Source organism: Rhizobium tibeticum (assembly GCF_900110205.1).
Lineage (GTDB): Bacteria > Pseudomonadota > Alphaproteobacteria > Rhizobiales > Rhizobiaceae > Rhizobium > Rhizobium tibeticum.
The window spans coordinates 46,989-66,872 of record NZ_FOCV01000017.1; the positions used below are offsets into that span (position 1 = coordinate 46,989).

Annotated in this window: 17 protein-coding genes and 1 pseudogene; 5 read left to right on the plus strand and 13 right to left on the minus strand. The window is 62.3% G+C overall.

From position 1 onward, the window contains the following. Positions 1 to 30 precede the first annotated feature (30 nt). Positions 31 to 699 carry a haloacid dehalogenase type II gene (locus tag BSG20_RS19040; RefSeq protein ID WP_072377123.1) on the plus strand — a complete coding sequence of 223 codons (669 nt, stop codon included), beginning with the start codon at positions 31 to 33 and terminating at the stop codon, positions 697 to 699. A gap of 13 nt (positions 700 to 712) precedes the next feature. After that, positions 713 to 1,987, plus strand: coding sequence for an NAD(P)/FAD-dependent oxidoreductase (locus BSG20_RS19045; protein WP_072377282.1), 1,275 nt, complete (start codon positions 713 to 715; stop codon positions 1,985 to 1,987). A gap of 63 nt (positions 1,988 to 2,050) precedes the next feature. Here the strand turns inward: BSG20_RS19045 and BSG20_RS19050 are convergent, their stop codons facing one another. The 11 genes from BSG20_RS19050 to BSG20_RS19100 all read right to left on the minus strand — a co-directional run bounded on the left by BSG20_RS19050 (position 2,051) and on the right by BSG20_RS19100 (position 15,521). Continuing rightward, the gene (locus BSG20_RS19050) at positions 2,051 to 3,508 is read right to left on the minus strand and encodes an NAD-dependent succinate-semialdehyde dehydrogenase (protein ID WP_072377125.1); all 1,458 of its coding nucleotides are present in this window, start codon (positions 3,506 to 3,508) and stop codon (positions 2,051 to 2,053) included. A gap of 69 nt (positions 3,509 to 3,577) precedes the next feature. Further along, positions 3,578 to 4,621 (minus strand): tartrate dehydrogenase, encoded by a 1,044-nt coding sequence (locus BSG20_RS19055; protein ID WP_072377127.1) that lies wholly within the window; start codon positions 4,619 to 4,621, stop codon positions 3,578 to 3,580. Positions 4,622 to 4,630: 9 nt separating this feature from the next. Beyond that, entirely contained in the window at positions 4,631 to 6,094 is a 1,464-nt protein-coding gene (locus BSG20_RS19060) for an aldehyde dehydrogenase family protein (protein ID WP_072377129.1), read from the minus strand. Between the two features lie 137 nt (positions 6,095 to 6,231). Continuing rightward, a complete protein-coding gene (locus tag BSG20_RS19065) occupies positions 6,232 to 7,122 on the minus strand; it encodes a LysR family transcriptional regulator (RefSeq protein WP_072377132.1) in 891 nt (296 codons plus the stop codon). Between the two features lie 27 nt (positions 7,123 to 7,149). Further along, the gene (locus tag BSG20_RS19070; protein ID WP_072377135.1) at positions 7,150 to 9,123 is read right to left on the minus strand and encodes a hydantoinase B/oxoprolinase family protein; all 1,974 of its coding nucleotides are present in this window, start codon (positions 9,121 to 9,123) and stop codon (positions 7,150 to 7,152) included. A 2-nt stretch (positions 9,124 to 9,125) separates the two neighbouring features. After that, complete coding sequence (locus BSG20_RS19075) at positions 9,126 to 11,168, minus strand: hydantoinase/oxoprolinase family protein (RefSeq protein ID WP_072377137.1); 2,043 nt, start codon at positions 11,166 to 11,168, stop codon at positions 9,126 to 9,128. A gap of 87 nt (positions 11,169 to 11,255) precedes the next feature. Next, positions 11,256 to 11,726: a GNAT family N-acetyltransferase gene (locus BSG20_RS19080; protein ID WP_072377284.1), complete on the minus strand. Its 471-nt coding sequence runs from the start codon at positions 11,724 to 11,726 to the stop codon at positions 11,256 to 11,258. 5 nt (positions 11,727 to 11,731) lie between these two features. Next, positions 11,732 to 12,085 (minus strand): cupin domain-containing protein, encoded by a 354-nt coding sequence (locus tag BSG20_RS19085; RefSeq protein WP_072377139.1) that lies wholly within the window; start codon positions 12,083 to 12,085, stop codon positions 11,732 to 11,734. Between the two features lie 27 nt (positions 12,086 to 12,112). Then, positions 12,113 to 13,036 carry a 2-hydroxyacid dehydrogenase gene (locus tag BSG20_RS19090; protein ID WP_072377142.1) on the minus strand — a complete coding sequence of 308 codons (924 nt, stop codon included), beginning with the start codon at positions 13,034 to 13,036 and terminating at the stop codon, positions 12,113 to 12,115. Between the two features lie 20 nt (positions 13,037 to 13,056). Beyond that, positions 13,057 to 14,181, minus strand: coding sequence for an acetylornithine deacetylase (gene argE / locus BSG20_RS19095; RefSeq protein ID WP_072377144.1), 1,125 nt, complete (start codon positions 14,179 to 14,181; stop codon positions 13,057 to 13,059). Between the two features lie 11 nt (positions 14,182 to 14,192). Then, positions 14,193 to 15,521, minus strand: a complete 1,329-nt coding sequence (locus tag BSG20_RS19100; protein ID WP_072377146.1) for an NAD(P)/FAD-dependent oxidoreductase — start codon at positions 15,519 to 15,521, stop codon at positions 14,193 to 14,195. Positions 15,522 to 15,790: 269 nt separating this feature from the next. Here BSG20_RS19100 and BSG20_RS19105 point away from each other — a divergent pair, with 269 nt between their 5' ends. The 3 genes and pseudogenes from BSG20_RS19105 (at position 15,791) to BSG20_RS19115 (ending at position 17,463) form a co-directional block, all read left to right on the plus strand. Further along, positions 15,791 to 16,648, plus strand: coding sequence for a GNAT family N-acetyltransferase (locus tag BSG20_RS19105; RefSeq protein ID WP_083539933.1), 858 nt, complete (start codon positions 15,791 to 15,793; stop codon positions 16,646 to 16,648). A 10-nt stretch (positions 16,649 to 16,658) separates the two neighbouring features. Next, a pseudogene (locus BSG20_RS37585) lies at positions 16,659 to 16,790 on the plus strand (histidinol phosphatase); the annotation flags it as partial. 373 nt (positions 16,791 to 17,163) lie between these two features. Then, entirely contained in the window at positions 17,164 to 17,463 is a 300-nt protein-coding gene (locus tag BSG20_RS19115; protein ID WP_072377150.1) for a DUF736 domain-containing protein, read from the plus strand. 254 nt (positions 17,464 to 17,717) lie between these two features. On the opposite strand, the gene BSG20_RS19120 is transcribed toward BSG20_RS19115, so the two are convergent. Continuing rightward, the gene (locus tag BSG20_RS19120) at positions 17,718 to 19,391 is read right to left on the minus strand and encodes a type IV secretory system conjugative DNA transfer family protein (protein ID WP_072377152.1); all 1,674 of its coding nucleotides are present in this window, start codon (positions 19,389 to 19,391) and stop codon (positions 17,718 to 17,720) included. After that, complete coding sequence (locus BSG20_RS19125) at positions 19,388 to 19,693, minus strand: mobilization protein (protein WP_072377154.1); 306 nt, start codon at positions 19,691 to 19,693, stop codon at positions 19,388 to 19,390. Before BSG20_RS19125 ends, BSG20_RS19120 begins: the two co-directional genes overlap by 4 nt. Positions 19,694 to 19,884: the final 191 nt, after the last annotated feature.

Here is a 19,884-nt window from a genome sequence, read left to right on the forward strand (position 1 = left end):
GATGAAACCGCTACAGCTTAGGACCAGGTCATGACACACTTCCGGCCGAAATACATCACCTTCGACTGCTATGGCACGCTCACCAACTTCCAGATGGCCGAGGCGGCGCGCGATCTTTACGGTGATCAGTTCGACGAGCCGCGCATGGCCGAGTTCATCAAAAACTTTGCCGCCTATCGCCTCGACGAGGTACTGGGCGACTGGAAACCTTATCATGAGGTGGTTCTCAATTCGCTTGAGCGCACCTGCAAGCGCAACGGCATAAAGTTCCATGACGAAGCCGCGCGGGCGGTCTACGAGCGCGTCCCGACCTGGGGCCCGCATCCGGACGTTCCGGCAGGCCTTGCCAAGGTTGCCAAGGAAATCCCGCTGGTCATCCTCTCCAACGCGATGAACTCGCAAATCATGTCGAATGTCGAAAAGCTCGGGGCACCGTTTCATGCAGTCTACACGGCGGAGCAGGCGCAGTCCTACAAGCCGCGCTTCAAGGGCTTCGAATACATGCTTGATATGCTGGGCTGCGGGCCTGAAGACATTCTCCACTGCTCGTCCTCCTTCCGTTACGATCTGATGTCAGCGCATGACCTCGGCATCAAGAACAAGGTCTGGGTCAATCGTGGCCACGAACCGGCGAACCCCTATTACGGCTATGTCGAAATCGCCGATATCTCGGGTTTGCCGGCCGTTGTCGGGCTCTGAGAAAGGCATGGCGATGAAGTTCCAATCCTACTGGCACGATACGGCCCCCGCCTTTGAAGGCGCTATGCAAGATCCTGTCGAAGGACACTACGACGTTGCCATTGTCGGCGGAGGCTTCACCGGTCTTGCCGCGGCGCGCCAACTGGCCAAGGCCGGCGCAAAGGTTGTCGTACTGGAGGCAGAGCGGGTGGGCTGGGGGGCTTCCGGACGCAATGGCGGCCATCTCAACAACGGCCTCGCCCACAGCTTCATTGCCGCCAAGGCCGAACTCGGCAAGGAGCGAGCTATTTCGCTCTACAAGGCACTCGATGCTTCGATCGATACCATCGAGGCAATCGTCGCCGAGGAGGGGATCGATTGCAATTTCCGCCGCGCCGGAAAACTGAAGCTCGCCTCCAAGCCGCAGCATTTCGATGCGATCGCCCGCAATTTCGAGGCAGTTCACGAAGAGGTGGACCCGGATACCGCGCTTCTTAGCGCAGATGATCTGAAAAGCGAGGTCGGCGCGCCCTTCCACGGCGCCATGCTGTCGAAGAAAAGCGCCATGATGCATATGGGGCGCTATGTCGTCGGGCTTGCCAGCGCTGCCGCGCGCCATGGCGCCACCATCTTCGAGAAGGCGGCAGTGACCGCGCACCAAAGTGGCAACGGCCGCCATAGCCTCGCGACCGCACGGGGCACCGTCACCGCAGACCACGTGCTGGTCGCGACAGGCGCCTATACGCCGCCAGTGTTCGGCTATTTCCGGCGTCGGATTGTTTCCGTCGGCAGCTTTCTCATTGCAACGCGTCCACTGACGGACGCAGAAATTGCAGTGACGATGCCGGGCAACCGCACCTGTGTCACCTCGATGAATATCGGCAACTACTTCCGGCTGTCGCCAGACAACCGGCTGATCTTCGGAGGCCGCGCGCGGTTTTCGGCAACGTCCGATCAGCGCTCGGATGCAAAGAGTGGCGACATTCTCCGCAAGAGCCTGCTTGAAATCTTCCCGCAGCTTTCAGGAGTAGAGATCGACTATTGCTGGGGTGGGCTCGTCGACATGACCAAGGACCGCTATCCGCGCGCTGGCTATGTCGATGGTGTCTGGTACGCCATGGGCTATTCCGGCCATGGGGCGCAGCTGTCGACGCATCTCGGCATGATCATGGCCGACGCCATTCTCGGCAACGCCGACCGCAACCCGGTCAAGGGCCTCGACTGGCCGGCCGTTCCTGGCCATTTCGGCAAGCCCTGGTTCCTGCCGCTCGTCGGGCTTTATTACAAGACGCTCGACCGTTTGCAGTAGCAGAAATGGTCAGCAAAAAAGGGCGCCGGGATGATGTCCCGGCGCCCTTTGTCGTCCTGTCGGTCAGGAGAGCCCGCCGATGTGGAAGCTCTTCATTTCCAGATATTCGTCGATGCCGCATTGGGCGCCTTCACGACCGAGGCCGGACTGCTTGACCCCGCCGAAGGGGGCGACCTCGGTGGAAATGGCCCCCGTGTTCAGGCCGAGCATCCCGAATTCGAGCGCCTCGGCGACACGCCAGGAGCGTTTCAGGCTCTCGGTGTAGAAATAGGCCGCAAGGCCGAAAGGCGTGGCGTTGGCGATGCGGATCGCCTCTTCCTCGTTGTCAAAACGGAAAAGCGGGGCAATGGGTCCGAAGGTCTCTTCGCTGGCAAGCTGCATCTCGGTCGTGGCACCGCCGAGCACCATCGGCGTTGCATATTGATCGCCTGGCGGCACGGAACCTGCGGTGGCGAGGATCCTCGCTCCCTTTTCCACCGCATCGTCGACATGACGCTTGATTTTCTCGATCGCGGCCTTGTTGATCATCGGCCCGATATCCGTGCCGGCATCCGTGCCGGCCCCGACCTTCATGGCCGATACGCGTGCGGAAAGTTTGGCGGCAAAGGCCTCGTAGACGCCGGACTGGACGAGAAGGCGGTTGGCACAGACGCAGGTCTGCCCGCCATTGCGGAATTTCGATGCGATTGCGCCTTCCACGGCAAGATCGAGATCGGCGTCGTCGAAGACGATGAAGGGCGCGTTGCCGCCGAGCTCGAGGCTGAGCCGCTTGACGCTGTCGGCCGCGCCGCGCATCAGCAGCGAGCCGACGCGGGTCGAGCCGGTGAAAGAGATCTTGCGGACGGTTTGGTTCGCCATCAGTTCGTCGCCGATCCCGGCCGGCATGCCGGTGACGATATTGATCACGCCCTTCGGGATGCCTGCGCGCGCAGCCAGTACGCCGAGCGCCAGCGCCGAATAGGGGGTCAGGTCCGAGGGCTTGATCACGACCGTGCAGCCTGCGGCGAGCGCCGGCCCGACCTTGCGGGTAATCATCGCATTCGGAAAATTCCACGGCGTGATGATCGCCGACACGCCGACGGGCTCCTTTAGAACGACGATCCGCCGATCCGCCGTCGGCGAGGGAATGGTCGTTCCGCCGATGCGGCGTGCCTCCTCGGAAAACCATTTGATGAACGAGGCGCCGTAGCGGATTTCGCCGCGCGCCTCCGCCAGCGGCTTGCCCTGCTCCCGGGTGAGGATCAGCGCCAGGTCCTCGATATTGTCGAGCATCAGATCGTGCCAGGCTTCCAACAATGCGGCGCGCTCCGCATTGGTCTTTGCGCGCCATGGACCGAAGGCCTTTTCCGCCGCCGCGACCGCCGCCCTGGTATCGGCTCCGTCCATGTCGGGCACCGTGCCCAGCACATGCTGCGTCGCCGGATCGATCACCTCGATCGTGCGCCCGGCTGCGGCCCCACGCCATTCTCCGTCGATGAGCCCTTGCTGGCGAAGCAGGCTGGTATCCCTTAATCCGTTCATTCTATCCTCTTTCATGAAAGCATTCCGTTTCCACAATTCCTGACGCAAAACCGCTGCGCGGTTTTGGATCTAGTCGAGTGCCGAAAGCACCGATGCCGTGATCGCGTCGGTCTTGTCCTTGCCTGGAATTGCGCCGATGCCGCGTGCCGTCGTCGCCTCGATGGCGGCCATCACCTTTGCGGCGGCAACCGTTTCTCCCAAATGCTCCAGCATCATCGCACCCGACCAGATGGCGGCGATCGGATTGGCGATGCCGAGATTGGCAATATCGGGCGCGGAGCCGTGGACGGGCTCGAACATCGATGGAGCCGAGCGATCGGGATTGATATTGGCGGAGGCTGCAAAACCGAGCCCGCCCTGGATGGCGGCGCCGAGGTCGGTCAGGATATCGCCGAACAGGTTGGAGGCGACCACGACGTCGAGGCTTTCCGGCGCCATGACCATGCGGGCAGCCATGGCGTCGATATGGTAGCTCCTTACGTCGACATCGGGATATTCGGCAGAGAGCTTCTGGGTGATCTCGTCCCAGAAGACCATCGAATATTTCTGGGCGTTGGACTTCGTCACCGAGGCAAGCTTGCCGCTGCGTGCACGCGCTTGCTCAAAGCCGAAACGCAGAATGCGCTCAACCCCCTTGCGGGTGAAAATCGAGGTCTCGATCGCTACCTCACTGTCGGTGCCCTGGTGGACGCGGCCACCGGCGCCGGAATATTCACCCTCGGTATTTTCACGAATGCAGAGGATGTCGAAGCTGTCGGACCGCAACGGCCCCTGCACACCCGGCAGCAGCCGGTGCGGGCGGATATTGGCATATTGCACGAAAGCCTTGCGGATCGGCAGCAAAAGCCCGTGCAGCGACACCGAATCCGGCACTTTGCGAGGCCAGCCGACGGCGCCGAGCAGGATGGCATCGAAAGACCTGAGCGTTTCGATGCCATCGGCGGGCATCATGCTGCCGTTCTCCAGATAGTAGTCGCAGGACCAGGGATAGCTGGTTGCATCAAGAGAAAATCCGTTCGCGCGAGCTGCCTTTTCGAGCACGGCCCAGGCTGCTTCCGTCACGTCGCGGCCGATGCCGTCTCCGGGCAGAAGGGCGATCTTGTAGGTTTTCATCGCAGATCCTCACAGGCTGATGAGCACACTCTTGCTCTTGCGGTTGGCGAGATAAGCTTCGCGGCCAAGATCCTTGCCGATGCCTGACTGCTTATAGCCCCCTGTTGGCAGGATATGGTCTCGCGAACGGCTGTAGCGGTTGACCCAGATGGTGCCTGCCTGCAGACGACGGGTGAGCCGGATCGCTCGGGATAGATCGCGGGTGAAGAGCCCGGCGGCAAGCCCGTAGGTCGGATGGTCCGCGAGCGCGAGCGCCTCCTCCTCGTCTGCAAAGGTCTGGAGGGTGAGGACGGGCCCGAAGATTTCCTCCGTGACCGCCGGCGAGAGCTCGTCGCGAACGGCGATCAATGTCGGTTGATAAAAATAGCCCGGCGCATCCATCGGTGCGCCGCCGAACAGACATTCGCCGCCGGCCGAAACAGCCGACTCGACAATGCTGTGGATACGGCTCAACTGGCGCTTCGAGATGATCGGCGAATATTGTGTCGTCTCGTCCCAGGTCGGCGCTGCCGTCACCATCTTCATGCGCGCGACGATCGCTTCGGCCAGAGGGGCCGCAATGGATTCCTCGACGATTAGCCGGGAGCCGGCGACGCAGGCCTGGCCCGCATTGGAAAGTATGCCTTGGGAAATCACCATGGCAGCCTTGTCGAGATCGGCGTCTGCGAAAACCAGTTGCGGGCTCTTTCCGCCGAGTTCCAGCGTCATCGGCTTGACGCCCGTGCGGGCGATATTGGCCATGATCGCAGAACCGGCTACGGTCGAGCCAGTGAAGCTAACCTTGGCGATCTCCGGATGGCCGGTAATGGCATTGCCCGTGACCTGGCCGTCGCCAAGAACGATGTTGATGAGACCCGCCGGCAGGCCGGCCCGGATTGCCAGTTCGGCGAGATAGATGGTTGAAAAGGGTGTCAGTTCGGACGGCTTCAAAACCACTGCATTGCCGGCGGCAAGCGCCGGACCAAGCTTCCAGCCAGCCATGGAAACAGGAAAATTCCAGGGCGTGATGGCGCCGACCACGCCGTAAGGTTCCGTCATGATCATGCCGAGGCTGCTGTCGTCCGTCGGCACGAGATCGCTTCCCTCCTTGTCGGCGAATTCGGCGAAGAAACGGATCTGCTCTGCGGTGACCGCAATGTCGCCGGCAACAAGCTGGCCGACGGGGCGTGTTGAGGAAAGCGCTTCGAGTTTCGCAAGCGTTTCGGCCTCGCCCTCGATGAGGTCCGCCCAGCGCTGCAGCGTGACGGTGCGCTCACGTGGGCGTACGCCGCCCCAGTTGCTCACCTTCAAGGCCTGTTTGGCGGTCTGGACGGCGCGATCAACCATGTTCTCATCAGCGACCGGGCAGCCGCCATAGGCTTTGGCATCGGATGGGCGATGCATGTCGAGCACGCCGTCAGCCGGTACCAGCCGGTCGCCGATGAAGTGTCCGACGGGCAGGGGGAGTCTGTCCGGATCAAAGCTAAGTGTCATTGCGCGTCCTCTGCCTGGGCCTAAAGGCGAGGTTAGCGCGGCGACAAAAGCAGCATGCATCGACAGGCGATGCCGGGACGGCGGAAAATTACGTTTTCAGCGACGCCACAGTCAATTCTTTGGCGCTCGTGCAGAGGCTAGATTTGCGAAGCATCGGCGAAGGCTTGCCTGAGGCATTCGGAGAACGGTGCAACGAAGCGTGATTGCGGCCGGGCCTCATTGATCGTCAGCGACACTGGTGTCGAGATCGCTGGACGGAACGGGCGAAAGACAATCCCCTCGACTGGGCTCCATAGCGCAAGTCCATCGACGAGGGCAATGCCGAGCCCCTGACGGACCAGGGGCAGGGCGCCAACCGAGGAAGCGATCTGGATCGAGACCTCGCGCACTTGTCCTGCCGCCGCGAAGACGTCGTCGAGAGCTGCGCCGAACTCCGCGTGGGAGCCGTAGGAGATGATGGACCGCCCAGCAAGCGCGGCCGGCGTGATCGTCGCTTCCGCGGTCAGTGGATCACTTGCCGGCAGGATCGCCACGATCTTGGCGGAATAGAGGGTTTCCACCCGTACTGTCGGTGCTAGGATCGGTGATAGAGTAACGCCCACGTCAACGTCACCGAGCGATAGTGCCTCGGCGATCTCACGCTTCGGCAGCGTATGAAGATGAATTTTCACCTCGGGATGGTGGTTGCGGAAAGCGGTGAGTGCCACCGGTAGGACCGAATAGGCAAGCGGCAGGCTGGCACCGATACGGATGAGCCCAATCTTGCTCGCGCCGACGTCGCGGGCAAGGGATGAAAGCGCCTCCATTTGCCGAAAGACGCGGTCGGCGTCGCCATAAAGAATATGCGCCTCTGTCGTCGGCGCGAGCCGGCCGCCGATCCTTTCGAACAGGGGATAGCCAAGCTGATCTTCGAGATAGGCGAGCAGCTTGCTGACTGCCGGCTGCGAGACGCCGAGCGAATTGGCGGCGGCGGTGATGGTGCCGTCGCGCATGATCGCACGGAAGACTTCCAGCTGGCGGATGTTCATGAGACGGCGGCTCCGGCAGTTTCGTTCTCAGCTGAGAGCGTAGCGGATTCGCATCGTCTCAAACAGCATCCGCATCTCCTCCGCAACAGGGGGGCGATCGTCTGAGGCTTTCTCGACCGCCTCGAATATCCGATGCTTGAGGAAATACCGCCAGCCGACCGGCTGAGAAGCGAGGAAGGCGGTCAGGAGATCATAGCGCTCGAGATTCCAGGTCGCTTCGAAGGCCCGCCGTTCAACGCCATGGGTGATGACTTCCGGCACTGGAGGCCGCCCGTGGCCTGAACGGATGGCTGCGGTCGCTTCCTCGTCGACCCTGCCAACGCGAATGACGACTCCGTAGTCCCGCTCGGCGCTTGCAACGCTGACGGCGCCGCAACGCACATCTTTCAAGACCTTGTCCGTCGGCCGCGACAGGGGGTCGCCATAGCCACCGGCGCCGGGGCCAACGATGCGGATCACGTCGCCGGGACCGCAGTGGACGACATCAGTATTGCCGAGCGAGTCCTCGTCGGACCGGCCCGGATTGCGAAGGAACCGGGAAATGCTGCCGGGATGTGCGCCGTTCACGCCCCAGGCCGGCATGATCGAGCGATTGCGGTTGCGGGCGGTAATGATGGTTTCCGGCGCCGAGATCTCAAACTCCATGACGGCCGACAGACCGCCGCGATGCCGCCCGGGCGCGCCCGTATCGCGCTCCAGGCCGTACCGCAGGAAGCGGATCGGCACCTCTGCCTCGCTGATCTCGATCGGCGTATTGCGCAGAAAACCCGTGGCACCACCTGCGCCGTCGCTGCCGTCACCGGCAGGCGTGCCGCCGCCGCCTCCGCCGACCGGCCCGATCGAGGCCATGACCGGGCGCCCGGCCCGACTTGTCGTCTTGATGTTCACGATGGCGTTGCCGCCTGGGGATGCGGCGGGCATCAGGTTGGGCAAAGCCTGCACGAAGGCGCCAACGGTGACGATCTGGGTCATGGCGCAGGTGAGCGAGCGCATGCCGACGGCTGCGGGCCGGCCGCAGTTGACGACCGAGCCCTCGGGCAGGATCGCACGCGCAGGCCTCAATGTGCCGGCGTTGAGGAGCAGGCTGGTGTCCAGCGTGTAAAGCACATAGGTCAGCCCGACCATCACCAGCGGATGGCGGTCCCGTCCGCCGGTCGGCATGTTGAGTGAGGAGCCGAGTTGCGGGTCCGACCCGGTATAGTCGAGTACGACCTCGTCGCCTCGGATCTTGAGGGTGAGCGCAATTCTGCAGGGCTTGCCGCCGACGGAATCCTCGTCAGCATAGTCGGCGAAGAAATAATCGCCGTCTGGCACGCGCGCGAGGATACTGCGCGTTTGAGCCTCGGCATAGTCGAGAATCTGCGCGACACCCTCGAGGAAGGTCTGGTAGCCGAAGCGACTTATGATCTCCCGGATCTTGCGCTCGCCGACATTGACAGAAGCGATTTGCGCATGAAGATCGCCAAGGTTCTGTTCCGGCAAACGGACATTGACGCGGATCACGTCGAGGACGAAGCGGTTGATCTCGCCCTTCGAGACAAGCTTCGTCGGCGGGAGGCGCAGGCCCTCCTGCTCGATCTCGCTCAAGGACCTGGAGAGCGAGGCCGGTACAGCGCCGCCGACATCGGTGTTGTGAATGTGGCCGACGACGAAGCAGGCAATCTCCCCCTCGAAGAAGACCGGTTTCCAGATGTGGATGTCGGGCGAATGGGTGGCGACGAAGCCTGAATAGGGATCATTCGTTATGCAGATGTCGCCCTCCTCATAGTCTTTAAAGGCCTCGAGCAGCGGGGCATAGTCGATGCCGCTGTACCAAGGGGCGCCGAACTGACGGGGGTTGGCGAAGGCGAGCCCCTCGCGCGTGACGATCTGGCAGGAGAAATCCTCTGTCTCCTTGACGAAGGCGGAATGGGCGGTGCGCATCAGCGTGAAGGCCATCGCGTCGGCGGCTGCCGAGCAGAAGTTTGCGAGCACCTTCAGGTTGCGGCGGTCGATGGCCATAATCAGAGCTCCGTCCTCGTGATAACAAGATTGCCGAAGCGGTCGACGAGGACCTCGAAGGCAGGCGGCACGATGGTGGCGGTGTCGTCCTGGGCGACGATCGCCGGGCCGCGGAAGCGATGGCCTGCGGCCAGGTCGGCGCGGTGATAGACGCCGGTCACCCAACTGCGGCCCGAAAACCAGCCCTCGACGTGAAGGCGCGGCGCGGCTGGAGCTTCGGCGACAGCAATGGGATTGAGTGGCGGCTTCGGCGTGGCGCCGGCAATGACGAGACGCAGGCTGACCATCTGAACGTCGGCGTTCTCGTCGCGGTGGCCGTAGAGCCGATCGTGCTCCTGGTGGAACGCGGCTCGTATCGCAGCGGCATCGCCGTGGCGAAGCCAGGCAGGCTGGATCGGCGTTTCGATCTCGAAGGACTGACCGAGGTAACGCATCTCCGCAGAGAGACGAATGCTGCCGCGGCCGCTGTAGCGCTGCGTCTCGAGCCAGGCGCGCGCCTCTATTTCAAGTGACTCGAGGGTTGCACAAAGGTCGGCCAGCGCCCCGCCCGTCACCTCGCAATAGACCGTGCGGACGAAGTCGTTCTTGAGATCGGCTATGAGCCCGCCATAGGCGGACACGACACCGGGGGTCGGTGGCACCACGACGCCCCGCATGTCGAGCTCCCTGGCGAGAAAGCAGGCGAGCATCGCGCCGGCACCACCGAAGGCGAAAAGGTGGAACTCGCGCGGGTCGATGGCAAAGCGCGAGACGAGCGCGCTCACCTCCGCATACATGCCGGACACCGAGATATCGACAATATTGCCGGCAAGTTCCTCGACGCTGGTGTCGAGCTTTTCGGCGAGCGGGGCAAGAGCCGCTCGCGATGCGGCGTGATCGACATTCACGGCACCATAGCCGAGCGGCATATGGCCTATGAGATTGGCGGCCGCCATCGCGTCCGTGATCGTCGGCTTTGTCCCGCCCCGCCCGTAGCAGGCGGGACCAGGAGTTGAGCCGGCGCTCTGAGGCCCGACATGGAGAAGCCCAAGCCGATCAATCCAGGCGACCGAACCGCCGCCCTGGCCGACCGAGCTTACCGATACTGACGGGACATGGATCTGGAAATCACCGATCAGTTCGCCTGTGCCGTACTGCGCCTCGCCATCGATGATGACGGCGACGTCGGCGCTGGTGCCGCCGATGTCGAGGCTCATGATACGGTCGAAGCCGCTCGCCTTGGCCAGATAGCCGGCGCCGATGACGCCCGAGGCAGTGCCGGACAGGATCATCTGGACGCATTGTGAGCGAGCCTGATCGATGCCCATGACGCCGCCGTTGGTCTTGGTGATCAGCAGTGGGCAGGTCACGCCGCGCTCGCGCAGTACCTTTTCGAAGCGGTCGAGATAATTGGCGACACGCGGCTGGACGTAGCCGCTGATCACGGCCGTGATGGTACGTTCATATTCGCGGATGATCGGCCAAGTGGCAGCCGAGGATATGACCGGCAGCCCCGGTGCGAGCCGCTCGATGATCGACTTTACTGCATGCTCGTTGGCGGCATTGCGGTAGGAATGCAGAAAGGCGAGTACGATCCCCTTGCAGCCGGCTTCGATCGCCGCCTGGACAGCGCAGGCCACGTCCTTCTCATCGGGCGTCTTCAGAACCTCGCCGCTCGCCAGGATACGCTCGTCGATACCGAACACCCGGTCGCGGCTGATCAGCGGTTCCGGACGCACTGAATAGAGATTGTGGATCTCGGGGATCTTGAGACGCGCGACCTGCAGCACGTCTTCGAAATTTTTCGTGGTGAAAAGGGCAATGTCATCGCCGTTGCGCTCGATGACGGTATTTACGCCGACGGTCGTTCCATGCGTAAAATAGGAGACTTCGCTCGGCTCGATTCCGTCGCGCTTGGAGAGCATATCGAGAGCAGAGAGAATCTCCTCGCCAGGCGCATCCGGCCGCGAAAAGACCTTCAGTGTAGCGATGTTTTCGGTGCCTGTGTCGAACACGGCAAAGTCCGTAAAGGACCCGCCGACGTCGACGCCAATGCGATAGGTCATGGCGCGTCTCCTGTGTGGTCAATGAGAGGATGCGCGCAAGCAGCAGGCGAAACCACGAAAGACATGAATGGAATCCATAACCCGCGGTTATGGCCTGTGTGCCTCCGACTCGTCGGGCTTTGGAACGGTCATATAGTATTCGGGATGCGGAGCCCGTCGGTAGCCGGCCTTCTCGTAGACGGCGTGCGCGTCCCTCGTCGCGAGCATCCAACTGGTGACGTCGACGAGTTCCGGATGATTACGGATCTCGTCGGCAAGCCAGGATGCAAGCCCCTGGCCGCGATGGGCCGGCAGCGTGAAGACATCGCGCAGATAGGCGAAGATGGCATAGTCGGTGACCACACGGCCGAAGCCGGCGAGCGTGCCATCTTCGGCATAGATGCCGATGGGGAGTGAATGGTCCAAGGCTCGCTGGAGCTGCTCGAGCGTCATGCCGCGCGCCCAGTAGGAATCGCCTGCCAGGAAGCGGTGGACTGTTGCCGGATCGAGGCGAGCGCGATCGGTGCTGAGCAGGTAGCCGTTCCGGTAGGCCTCGAAGACGATCGGGTCGCGCGGCATTGGCATTACATCACGGTCACATAGATCTTGCGCACGGTCTCGATCGTCTTCCAGACGCCGACAAATCCCGGCTTCATGACGAAGCTGTCGCCGGCCTTGTAGACGACCGGCGCGCCGCCTTCCGGGGTGAGTTCGACGACGCCGGAAAGAATCTGGCAGAATTCGAAAGTCTCGCCTTTGATCGAGCGCGTCTCGCCCGGGGTCGCTTCCCACACGCCCGTGTGGATCATCTCCCCGCGGGCGACGTCCTGCGCCCAGGTCTTGAAGGACGGATCCCCGGAAATCAGGCGGTCCGGGAGGGGAACGGACTCGCGCGGCGCAAAGGATGGATTGGTATCGATCGTCTTCAAGAGGGACATGGGCTTCCTTTCCGGTGGGTTGACAAATTAGTAGCCGCGGTGGCGATCGACCAGCCCGACCGGATCGTGGCCAGCGCGGAAGCGCTTGATGTTTTCGATCACCGCCGCAGCGGCGGTTGCAGGTTGGGTGACGCTCGCGATATGCGGCGTCAGCAGGATTTTCGGATGGATCCAGAGGGGATGGTCCGCCGGCAGCGGTTCCGGATCGGTGACGTCGATCACCGCACCGGTGAGATGCCCGCTGTCAAGCGCGGCAAGGAGGGCTTGATGGTCGAGCTGCGGGCCGCGGCCGACATGGACGAGCGCGGCACCGGCCGGGAGTTGTGCAAAGAGCTTTGCGCTCAGGAGGCCGCGTGTCTCATCTGTCAGCGGCAATAGGCAGACGAGAATGTCGGTTGCGCGCAATAGCGTGTCCAGTCCGTCCCGGCCGCTCAGGCACCTGACACCGCCGATCTCGCGCGGGCTGCGGCTCCAGCCGGACAACGGGAATCCGAAGGGCTTCAATCGTTCGAGCACCGACGTGCCGAGCATGCCGAGGCCGAGCACGCCGATGCGGCGTTCTGAAGCCTGGACCGGCGCGATCGCCTGCCAGGACCGCAGTCGCTGCTGGTTCAGATAGGCCGGCAGGTTGCGATGCAGTGCGAGGACGGCGAGTATCACATATTCCTGCATCATCCGGACGATGCCGTCCTCGACCATACGTACCACCTTTACATGCGCCGGAACGGCATCGATGCGGAACTGGTCGACGCCGGCGCCGATGGAAAAGAGTATTTCGAGATTGCGATAGCGCGCGAGATTTTCCGGCACCGTCCAGGTGATCAGGTACCGCACCGCTTCCGGATCAACTGTCGCCGGGTCCAGCGAAACGGGAATGTCGGGCAGTTCGCGCGCGAACGCTTCGGCGAAAATTGCGCCGCGCTTGGCATCGGAGTTGAAGAGGAAGGCCATGGCGAACTCCTACTTGATCGTCAGGCGATGCAGCGGGCGCCGAGCGCCTCGATCACCGCCAGGCATGCGAAGAGTTCGTCTGCGCAGATGAATTCGTCCGGCCTATGGGCGCGTCCGATGTCGCCAGGCCCACAGATGATCGCATCGATCCCCGCCTGCTGGAAAAGCCCGGCTTCTGTACCATAGCTGACGGCGGCGAGCGGCTTGCTCCCGGTCAGTTCCTCAAATAGCGTTGCAAGTGGCGCATCGGCGGCAAGCGAAAGCGCCGGATAGGCGCTGAGTTCCTGCCATTCGACCTTGAAGCCCTGTTCCGACAGCGCCTCGGCCGTCACCCGGATGGGTGCGAGCAGTGCGACGGGATCAACGCCGGAAATTGCGCGTGCCTCGAACTCGGCCTCGCACCAATCCGGAATGATGTTGACCGCCTGTCCACCCCTCAGCGTGCCAACCTGGAGAGAGGAGTAGGGCGGCTCGAACACGGGCTCGAAGGGACCGCGGGCAAGCCGCTCGGCTTGCGTCACCGCTTGGGCGAGCACGCCGGCGACGGCATGAATCGCATTCAACCCCTGGTCGGGACGTGAGGAATGACCGGAACGACCGTTGACCGTCAGCCGGGCGGCCGCCTTGCCCTTGTGGGCGCGGATCGCGCGCATGCCGCTCGGCTCGCCGATGACGGCGCCGAGCGGGGTTTTACAGAGCTCCGGCAGGCGCGCGATCATGTGCGGTACCCCTCGGCAGCCCGCCTCTTCATCATAGGAGAAAGCGTAGTGGATCGGCCGCCGGAGCGGTGCCTGCGCAAGGCTAGGGGCAGCAGCAAGACAAGCGGCAAGAAAACCCTTCATGTCTGTCGCGCCGCGACCATATAGGCGGCCCGCTTCAGCGCGCAGCCGGAAGGGATCGCTCGTCCAGCCACTCTCGGAAGCCGGGACCACGTCCATATGGCCCGAAAGGATATAGCCCGGCACTTCCCTCGGGCCGATGGTGGCGAAGAGGTTCGATCGGTCACCCTCCGGGCCAGGAAGGATGGTGACGTTGATGCCGTAGCTTCGCAGATAATCGCGGATCCAGGCAACGATCCCGGCATTGGGCGTACCGACGACGGAGGGGAAGCCAACAAGCGTTTCAAGGATTTCGATTGCCTGCATTGTTGTGGTCCTCACAGCATACCCGGCTTGCCGAGATCGGTGCCGTCGATCATGCGTTCGTAGCGATAGGGTGTCGGATCGACGCAAGGCGTGTCGCCTCGAATGAGGTCGGCTGCAAGGCGCCCGGCCGCGGGACCGATGCCGAAGCCGTGACCGCTGAAGCCGGAGGCGATGAAAAGGCCGGGCTGCGCCTTGACCGGGGCGATAACCGGAATCGCGTCCGGGGTCGAATCGACCATGCCGCCCCATGCCTGCGCGACCTTGAGGCCGGTGAGTTGCGGATAGATGTTCTGCAATCTTTCGAGCCCCCTTTCGATCAGGTGCCGGTCGGGTGCCGGATCCAGCACACGGATGCGTTCGAAGGGCGAGACACTGTCGGACTTCCAGCGGCGAAGCGCCTCCGGCCCTTCGAAAAATTGGCGTCCGATGGCAAAAGTCAGTCCCTTGCGGCGCGCCTGGAACGTCGGCCAGAAGGCCCTCGACTGCATCAGCCCCCAAGGTGTGATCTGCAACTCCCCCTGGCCGCTCAGGCCCACCGTGTAACCGCCGTCCAGGCGACGGCGCAACGCGACATTTTGCATCGAAATGCCGCCTTCGGTCACCGCAGCAGCCGGTTCGGTGTAAAAACACGTGGACTTCACTGAGGCCTGCAGAAAGCGGACGCCCTGGTGGCGCAGCAACATGCCGCTCCAGGCGCCTCCAGCGACGAGGACGGCTGCGCAGCGGATCGGGCCTTGTTCCGTCACCACGCCGGCTATGCAGCCGGCCTCGGTCTCGAGTGCGCGCACCGCGCAGTTCTGGACGATCATGGCACCGACGCGCTGGGCGGCGCGGGCAAGCGCGGGAACCGCAAGTTGGGGCTCGGCGCGGCCGTCGGTGGGGGAATGCACGCCGCCGAGCCAGTTGCGACTGTTTCCAGGCAAGAGGGCAGCCGTCTCCGCACTCGTCAGCAGGCGCGTATCGACGTCGAAAACACGAGCAATCTGGCCCCATTTCTCCCAACTTGCGATATCTGCTGGGTTGCCAGAAGCGTAAACGAGACCCGTGCGGCGAAAGCCGGTTTCTTCGCCGAGTTCAGCATTCAGTCCCGCCCAGATACGCATCGCGAGCTGGGCGAGCGGCAGTTCGCGCGGATCGCGGTTCTGCTGGCGACACCATCCCCAATTGCGGCTCGATTGCTCGCCCGAAACCAGGCCTTTCTCGATGATGGCGACAGACGTTCCTCGGCGCGCCAGTTCATAGCCGGCTGCCACGCCGGCCATGCCGCCACCAATGACGACGACGTCGGCACGGGATGGAATTCTGGAAGAACTGGAAACGGAGCTAACCGGAGGCGACATCTCTAATCTCTTAACTTCTCACGGCGGTGTCGCCGGCTTGAGCCTGTTTCGTTGAGTCTAGACATCAACCCAGGCGTTACATGCCGAAATCGCGGTCGATTTGGTCGATTGTTGTGTTTGCAGTAGCCGCACAAGCAATTTCTATCGATTGTTTTCGCATATCTTTAAGTCGACCTGCCGATGCGAGATATCGCGTTCGGCGTGAAGATCGGTGTTCGGGAGAAACGCACGTGGTCCCAAGGGAATCGAGAGTTGTCGATAGTTTCGATATGCGCATTGCCGATCTCAACACCACAGATCTCGATCAGCTGCATGCACTATCGATTTCTGTCGGATGGCCGCACCGCGCCGAAGACTGGCAGTTCCTGCGGGACGTCGGCGAGGGCATCGTTGCGATGGACGAAATCGGCCGCATAATGGGCTCTGCGATGTGGTTTCCCTATGATGAGCATTTTGCCACGATCGGTATGGTGATTACCTCTCCGCGCCTGCAATCCAACGGTGCGGGGCAATGGCTGATGGGCAATGTGTTGGATCGGGTTGCAGGACGGGACCTTGGACTCAACGCCACGCGAGCGGCGCGGCGTCTGTACCTCTCCCTGAACTTCACCCGAGAGGCGACCGTCTACCAGTGCAATGGTGAAGCCATCGCTCCGCCGGAACTCGATCCACCCGCCGGCGCCGTGCCGCGGGTGTTGGAGCCCAGGGATCTGAATGCCATCGGCGAATTGGACAAGGCCGCCTTCGGTGCGGATCGCAGGATATTGCTGGCCCGACTGCTGACATGCTCTAAGGGCATCGGGCTGATACGCGGCGGCAAGATGGAAGCCTTTTCGCTTTGTCGGCCGTTTGGGCGTGGCCACGTAATCGGCCCGGTGGTGGCCGCCAACGACGAGGATGCAATCGCCGTGGTTCATCCGCACGCCGTCCGACATGCAGCCTCCTTCCTGCGGCTCGATACCCGCGAGAAGGATGGCAGATTTTCCGATTTTCTGTCGCGCTGCGGTCTCCCAGTTTACGACACCGTGACAACTATGTCGCTGGGGCGGCGTTGGCTGAAAGTACGTGAAGGTGACGCGCCACGCCAACCAAGAACCTATGCGCTCGCCAGCCACACACTCGGCTGATTCAATCCAATCTGGGCAATCCAGCTTGCTCAGGCCGATCTGTCGGCTGCGGCAGGTCAAAAGCGGCGTAATCCGCCTCGGCGAAGACGATGTCTTAACGCCGTCGCGTGCGGCAATCGCCCGCCGCGTCGCCTTCGTCGAGTAGCAGTCGACGACTGATACGCAGCTCACCGTGCGCGATGTTGTCCGCCTCGGCCGCACGGACGGATGGCGTCGCTTGTGCCGACATAACGGATCATGCCGATCGCCAGCGTCATTCCCGTTCGACAGTGCTGGTGAAGCCCCCACGGCCTCTCTTTTGGCTGGTCTGGCGCCGGTCCGTCCTTGGCCTGCAACGGCTTCTCCGACCTTCTTCCCCTGCGGCTTCGCCACATTCCTCGCTGGCCAACAAGCTCGGCTGCCGCCGTCCTCCGCTCGCGCTACGGCCCATGGGGTGCAGTCATCCGGTCCGTCGCCTAACGACCGCTATCGAGACCGCATGGGGCGGCTTCGACGAACAGTCAGGAGATAAGACAGTGGCTCAGATCGGTACTTTCACCCGCGATGAAAACGGCACCTACACCGGTGCGATCAAGACCCTCGCATTCAACATCAAGGCCAGTATCAAGCCCTGCGACCGAGATAACGACAAGGCCCCCGACTTCCGTGTCACCGCAGGTGGCGTCGAACTCGGCGCAGGCTGGAGCCGGATAGCTCGGGAAACCGGCGCTGAATATCTTTCGCTCAAGCTCGACGATCCGTCCTTCACGGCTCCGGTCTACGCCTCATTGGTCCAGGGCGAGAAGGGCGAACACAAGCTCATCTGGTCACGATGATCGCCCAGGGGCGCCCCGCATCTGGCGGGGCGCCAACTGTCAAGACGAGCCACTCAGCGGTGCCAAACGCAAATTGACGATTGGATCCTCACGCGAGGCCGCTCGATCGTCGTCCTCTTTCAGATAAAGATCGATCATTGCTCTCATCACCTATGCCATGAGGGTCGTTTTCGTCAGTCGCCCTCCAGTTCGTGAGATTATAGTCCTCCTGGCACTCTTCCGGTCTCGCGCCTGAAGACCAATCGTCAAGCCAGTCACTGTGGATCGAACTTCCACTTGAATTCAGGATCACGGTAGTAGTGCAACTTGCGGCCGATGATCGGGTGCTGCCCTGCCAGGAATAGCAGCACGGCATCTCTCGGCAGATTGCGAACCTCGTCTGGGGTTAGCAGCGGTCGCGCAACGTGCTGCTCACTGAACGAAAGTCCGGATTTTTCGACATCGGGAGCGCGACCCATCGTCTGGAAGACCACGGTCTCCTGTCCGAGCAGATCTGAGACGAGGCGGGCGCTGTCGTTGTCGTTGACGCCGAACACCTGCAGGACGCCAGCGTTCGACAGGAAGGTGCCGGCGCGCTGCCCATACGTGGCGCGAAGCTGATGGATGTCCTGAAGGATCGGCCAGAGCTGGACGCCGTAGCCAGCCATTAGCCCCATCGCGCGCTCGACAGCGGGGAGATGGCCGAGGGAGGCAAACTCGTCGAGTATGTACAGCACCGGAAGGCCAGGCTTGTCCATCGTTCGGGCCATATCGAGCAGGCCCTGGGTGACGAGCAGACGAAGCCACCGCGAATAAGTGGAAAGCCGATCAGGTGGCAAGACCAGAAAGACCGTCCCATTGTCTTTCTTGAGATCGGCGAAGCAGAAGTCAGAGCGGCCGAGCACCCTGGTCATGCGAGGGCTGTCGAGGAAATGGGTATGGCGCTGCGCGGCCGAGAGAACGCCCGCTGCCTCGCGGTCGGACTTGCCGAGGTGGCGATTGGCGGCGCGAGCAATCAGGCCTTCGGCCTCGCTGATCTCCTGCATGCGCCGAAGGAGCGCCGCGAAGTCCTCTGGCGGCTGCGTCAGATATGCGCGCAGCGTCGGTAGATTGCGCTGGCTACTGGTCTTCCGCATGACGATCATCAGCAGGATGCCGGCGATCAGGGCCTTGGCTTCCTCGTTCCAATGCGCCTCTCCGGCCATCCCCGGTTCGTCATAAACGAGCGCCTCCGCCAGTGTGCTTGCATCCTCCGCGACGTCCAGACTTTCGGAATCGACGCCATCCAACGGATTGAATGCCGCTGTCGGTTCCGACGTCACTCCAAAGGGATCGAGGACATGCACGGGACCGAAAGCGCGGCGGGCGCGGCGGGCGATTTTTGCGTTCTCGCCCTTGGGGTCGATGCAAATCACCGATCGATCAGCGGTCAGCAGATTGGGAATGATCGTGCCGACGCCCTTGCCGGTGCGGGTCGGAGCGATCGTGAGCAAATGGGACTGGCCGCCATAGTGGATGAGCTTGCCGGATTTTGGATCGCGGCCAATCAGCAGGCCTTTGCCGGCCGTCGCCCGCGTCAGAGCGGCGACGTCCGATTTGCTGGCAAAGCGTGCGGTGCCATGGGTGTCCGATTCCAGATATCCGAAATGATTAATCAGCGGCGTACTGATGAGGCGGAAGAGAACCAGCAGGACGAACAGCGTGAAGGCGATGTTGCCGATGTGCCAGAGGAATTCGCCTTTCTCTATACCGGCGAGGTCGTGCAGCAGATATTGCAGGCCAAAGCCAGTTATGAGGACGATGACGACAAAGCCGATGACAGTCTTCACAAGATATTCGGCATGGCGAATGGGAGCGGTAGCCAAGGCAAGCATGGCCCATAGTGGGTCTCGGATCGCTGCTCGCAACATACTGGCAAAGGCGGCACCGGCGGACGCCAAGCGATTCATGGGGCACCATTGCGATTGCTTGCGTTATTGACGGCTGCACAGGACGGCTGAAGGATGTCCGCAAACAGCGCCTTGTCTGCATCTCTGGTTAGAAAGGGCGGTAGCTCGCGGCGCAGGCAATCGGCGAGGCGGCGGGAAAACTCTTCGTGACCATCATTCGTCAGCCGGTCCAGGATGAAGGCGCCAAGCAGGACTTTGCGCCGGGTGTCAGCGGCCCGTTCCTGTTTGGTGAGACGGGCTTGAAGTGCCTTCTTTTGCGCTTCGAGCTGAGCGAGCCGCTCTTCAATCGTCTTTCGTGCCACGGTGCTCCTCCTTCTGACGTTTCCTCTCTGGTGGATGCAAACGCCTCGCGGTGATTAAGGGTCGATCATTTCAGTTGAGTGTTTATGCGGAGATTGAGGCCTGTTTGCAAGTATAAGGAGTAAAAAAGTCTCATGCCACTTGCGCGTTCTATGTGATTGGCGGTAGGTTGTGCGCGTTCGAAGGGCGCAAA

Excerpts from the sequence above, each read along its gene's own strand:
- BSG20_RS19085 (WP_072377139.1), bottom strand. The coding sequence starts at position 12,085 with ATGTCCCTCTTGAAGACGATCGATACCAATCCATCCTTTGCGCCGCGC.
- BSG20_RS19060 (WP_072377129.1), bottom strand. The coding sequence starts at position 6,094 with ATGACACTTAGCTTTGATCCGGACAGACTCCCCCTGCCCGTCGGACAC.
- BSG20_RS19105 (WP_083539933.1), top strand. The coding sequence starts at position 15,791 with ATGCGCATTGCCGATCTCAACACCACAGATCTCGATCAGCTGCATGCA.
- BSG20_RS19040 (WP_072377123.1), top strand. The coding sequence starts at position 31 with ATGACACACTTCCGGCCGAAATACATCACCTTCGACTGCTATGGCACG.
- BSG20_RS19120 (WP_072377152.1), bottom strand. The coding sequence starts at position 19,391 with ATGAATCGCTTGGCGTCCGCCGGTGCCGCCTTTGCCAGTATGTTGCGA.
- BSG20_RS19065 (WP_072377132.1), bottom strand. The coding sequence starts at position 7,122 with ATGAACATCCGCCAGCTGGAAGTCTTCCGTGCGATCATGCGCGACGGC.
- argE (WP_072377144.1), bottom strand. The coding sequence starts at position 14,181 with ATGCAGGCAATCGAAATCCTTGAAACGCTTGTTGGCTTCCCCTCCGTC.
- BSG20_RS19090 (WP_072377142.1), bottom strand. The coding sequence starts at position 13,036 with ATGGCCTTCCTCTTCAACTCCGATGCCAAGCGCGGCGCAATTTTCGCC.
- BSG20_RS19045 (WP_072377282.1), top strand. The coding sequence starts at position 713 with ATGAAGTTCCAATCCTACTGGCACGATACGGCCCCCGCCTTTGAAGGC.
- BSG20_RS19080 (WP_072377284.1), bottom strand. The coding sequence starts at position 11,726 with ATGCCGCGCGACCCGATCGTCTTCGAGGCCTACCGGAACGGCTACCTG.
- BSG20_RS19070 (WP_072377135.1), bottom strand. The coding sequence starts at position 9,123 with ATGGCCATCGACCGCCGCAACCTGAAGGTGCTCGCAAACTTCTGCTCG.
- BSG20_RS19055 (WP_072377127.1), bottom strand. The coding sequence starts at position 4,621 with ATGAAAACCTACAAGATCGCCCTTCTGCCCGGAGACGGCATCGGCCGC.
- BSG20_RS19100 (WP_072377146.1), bottom strand. The coding sequence starts at position 15,521 with ATGTCGCCTCCGGTTAGCTCCGTTTCCAGTTCTTCCAGAATTCCATCC.
- BSG20_RS19075 (WP_072377137.1), bottom strand. The coding sequence starts at position 11,168 with ATGACCTATCGCATTGGCGTCGACGTCGGCGGGTCCTTTACGGACTTT.
- BSG20_RS19050 (WP_072377125.1), bottom strand. The coding sequence starts at position 3,508 with ATGAACGGATTAAGGGATACCAGCCTGCTTCGCCAGCAAGGGCTCATC.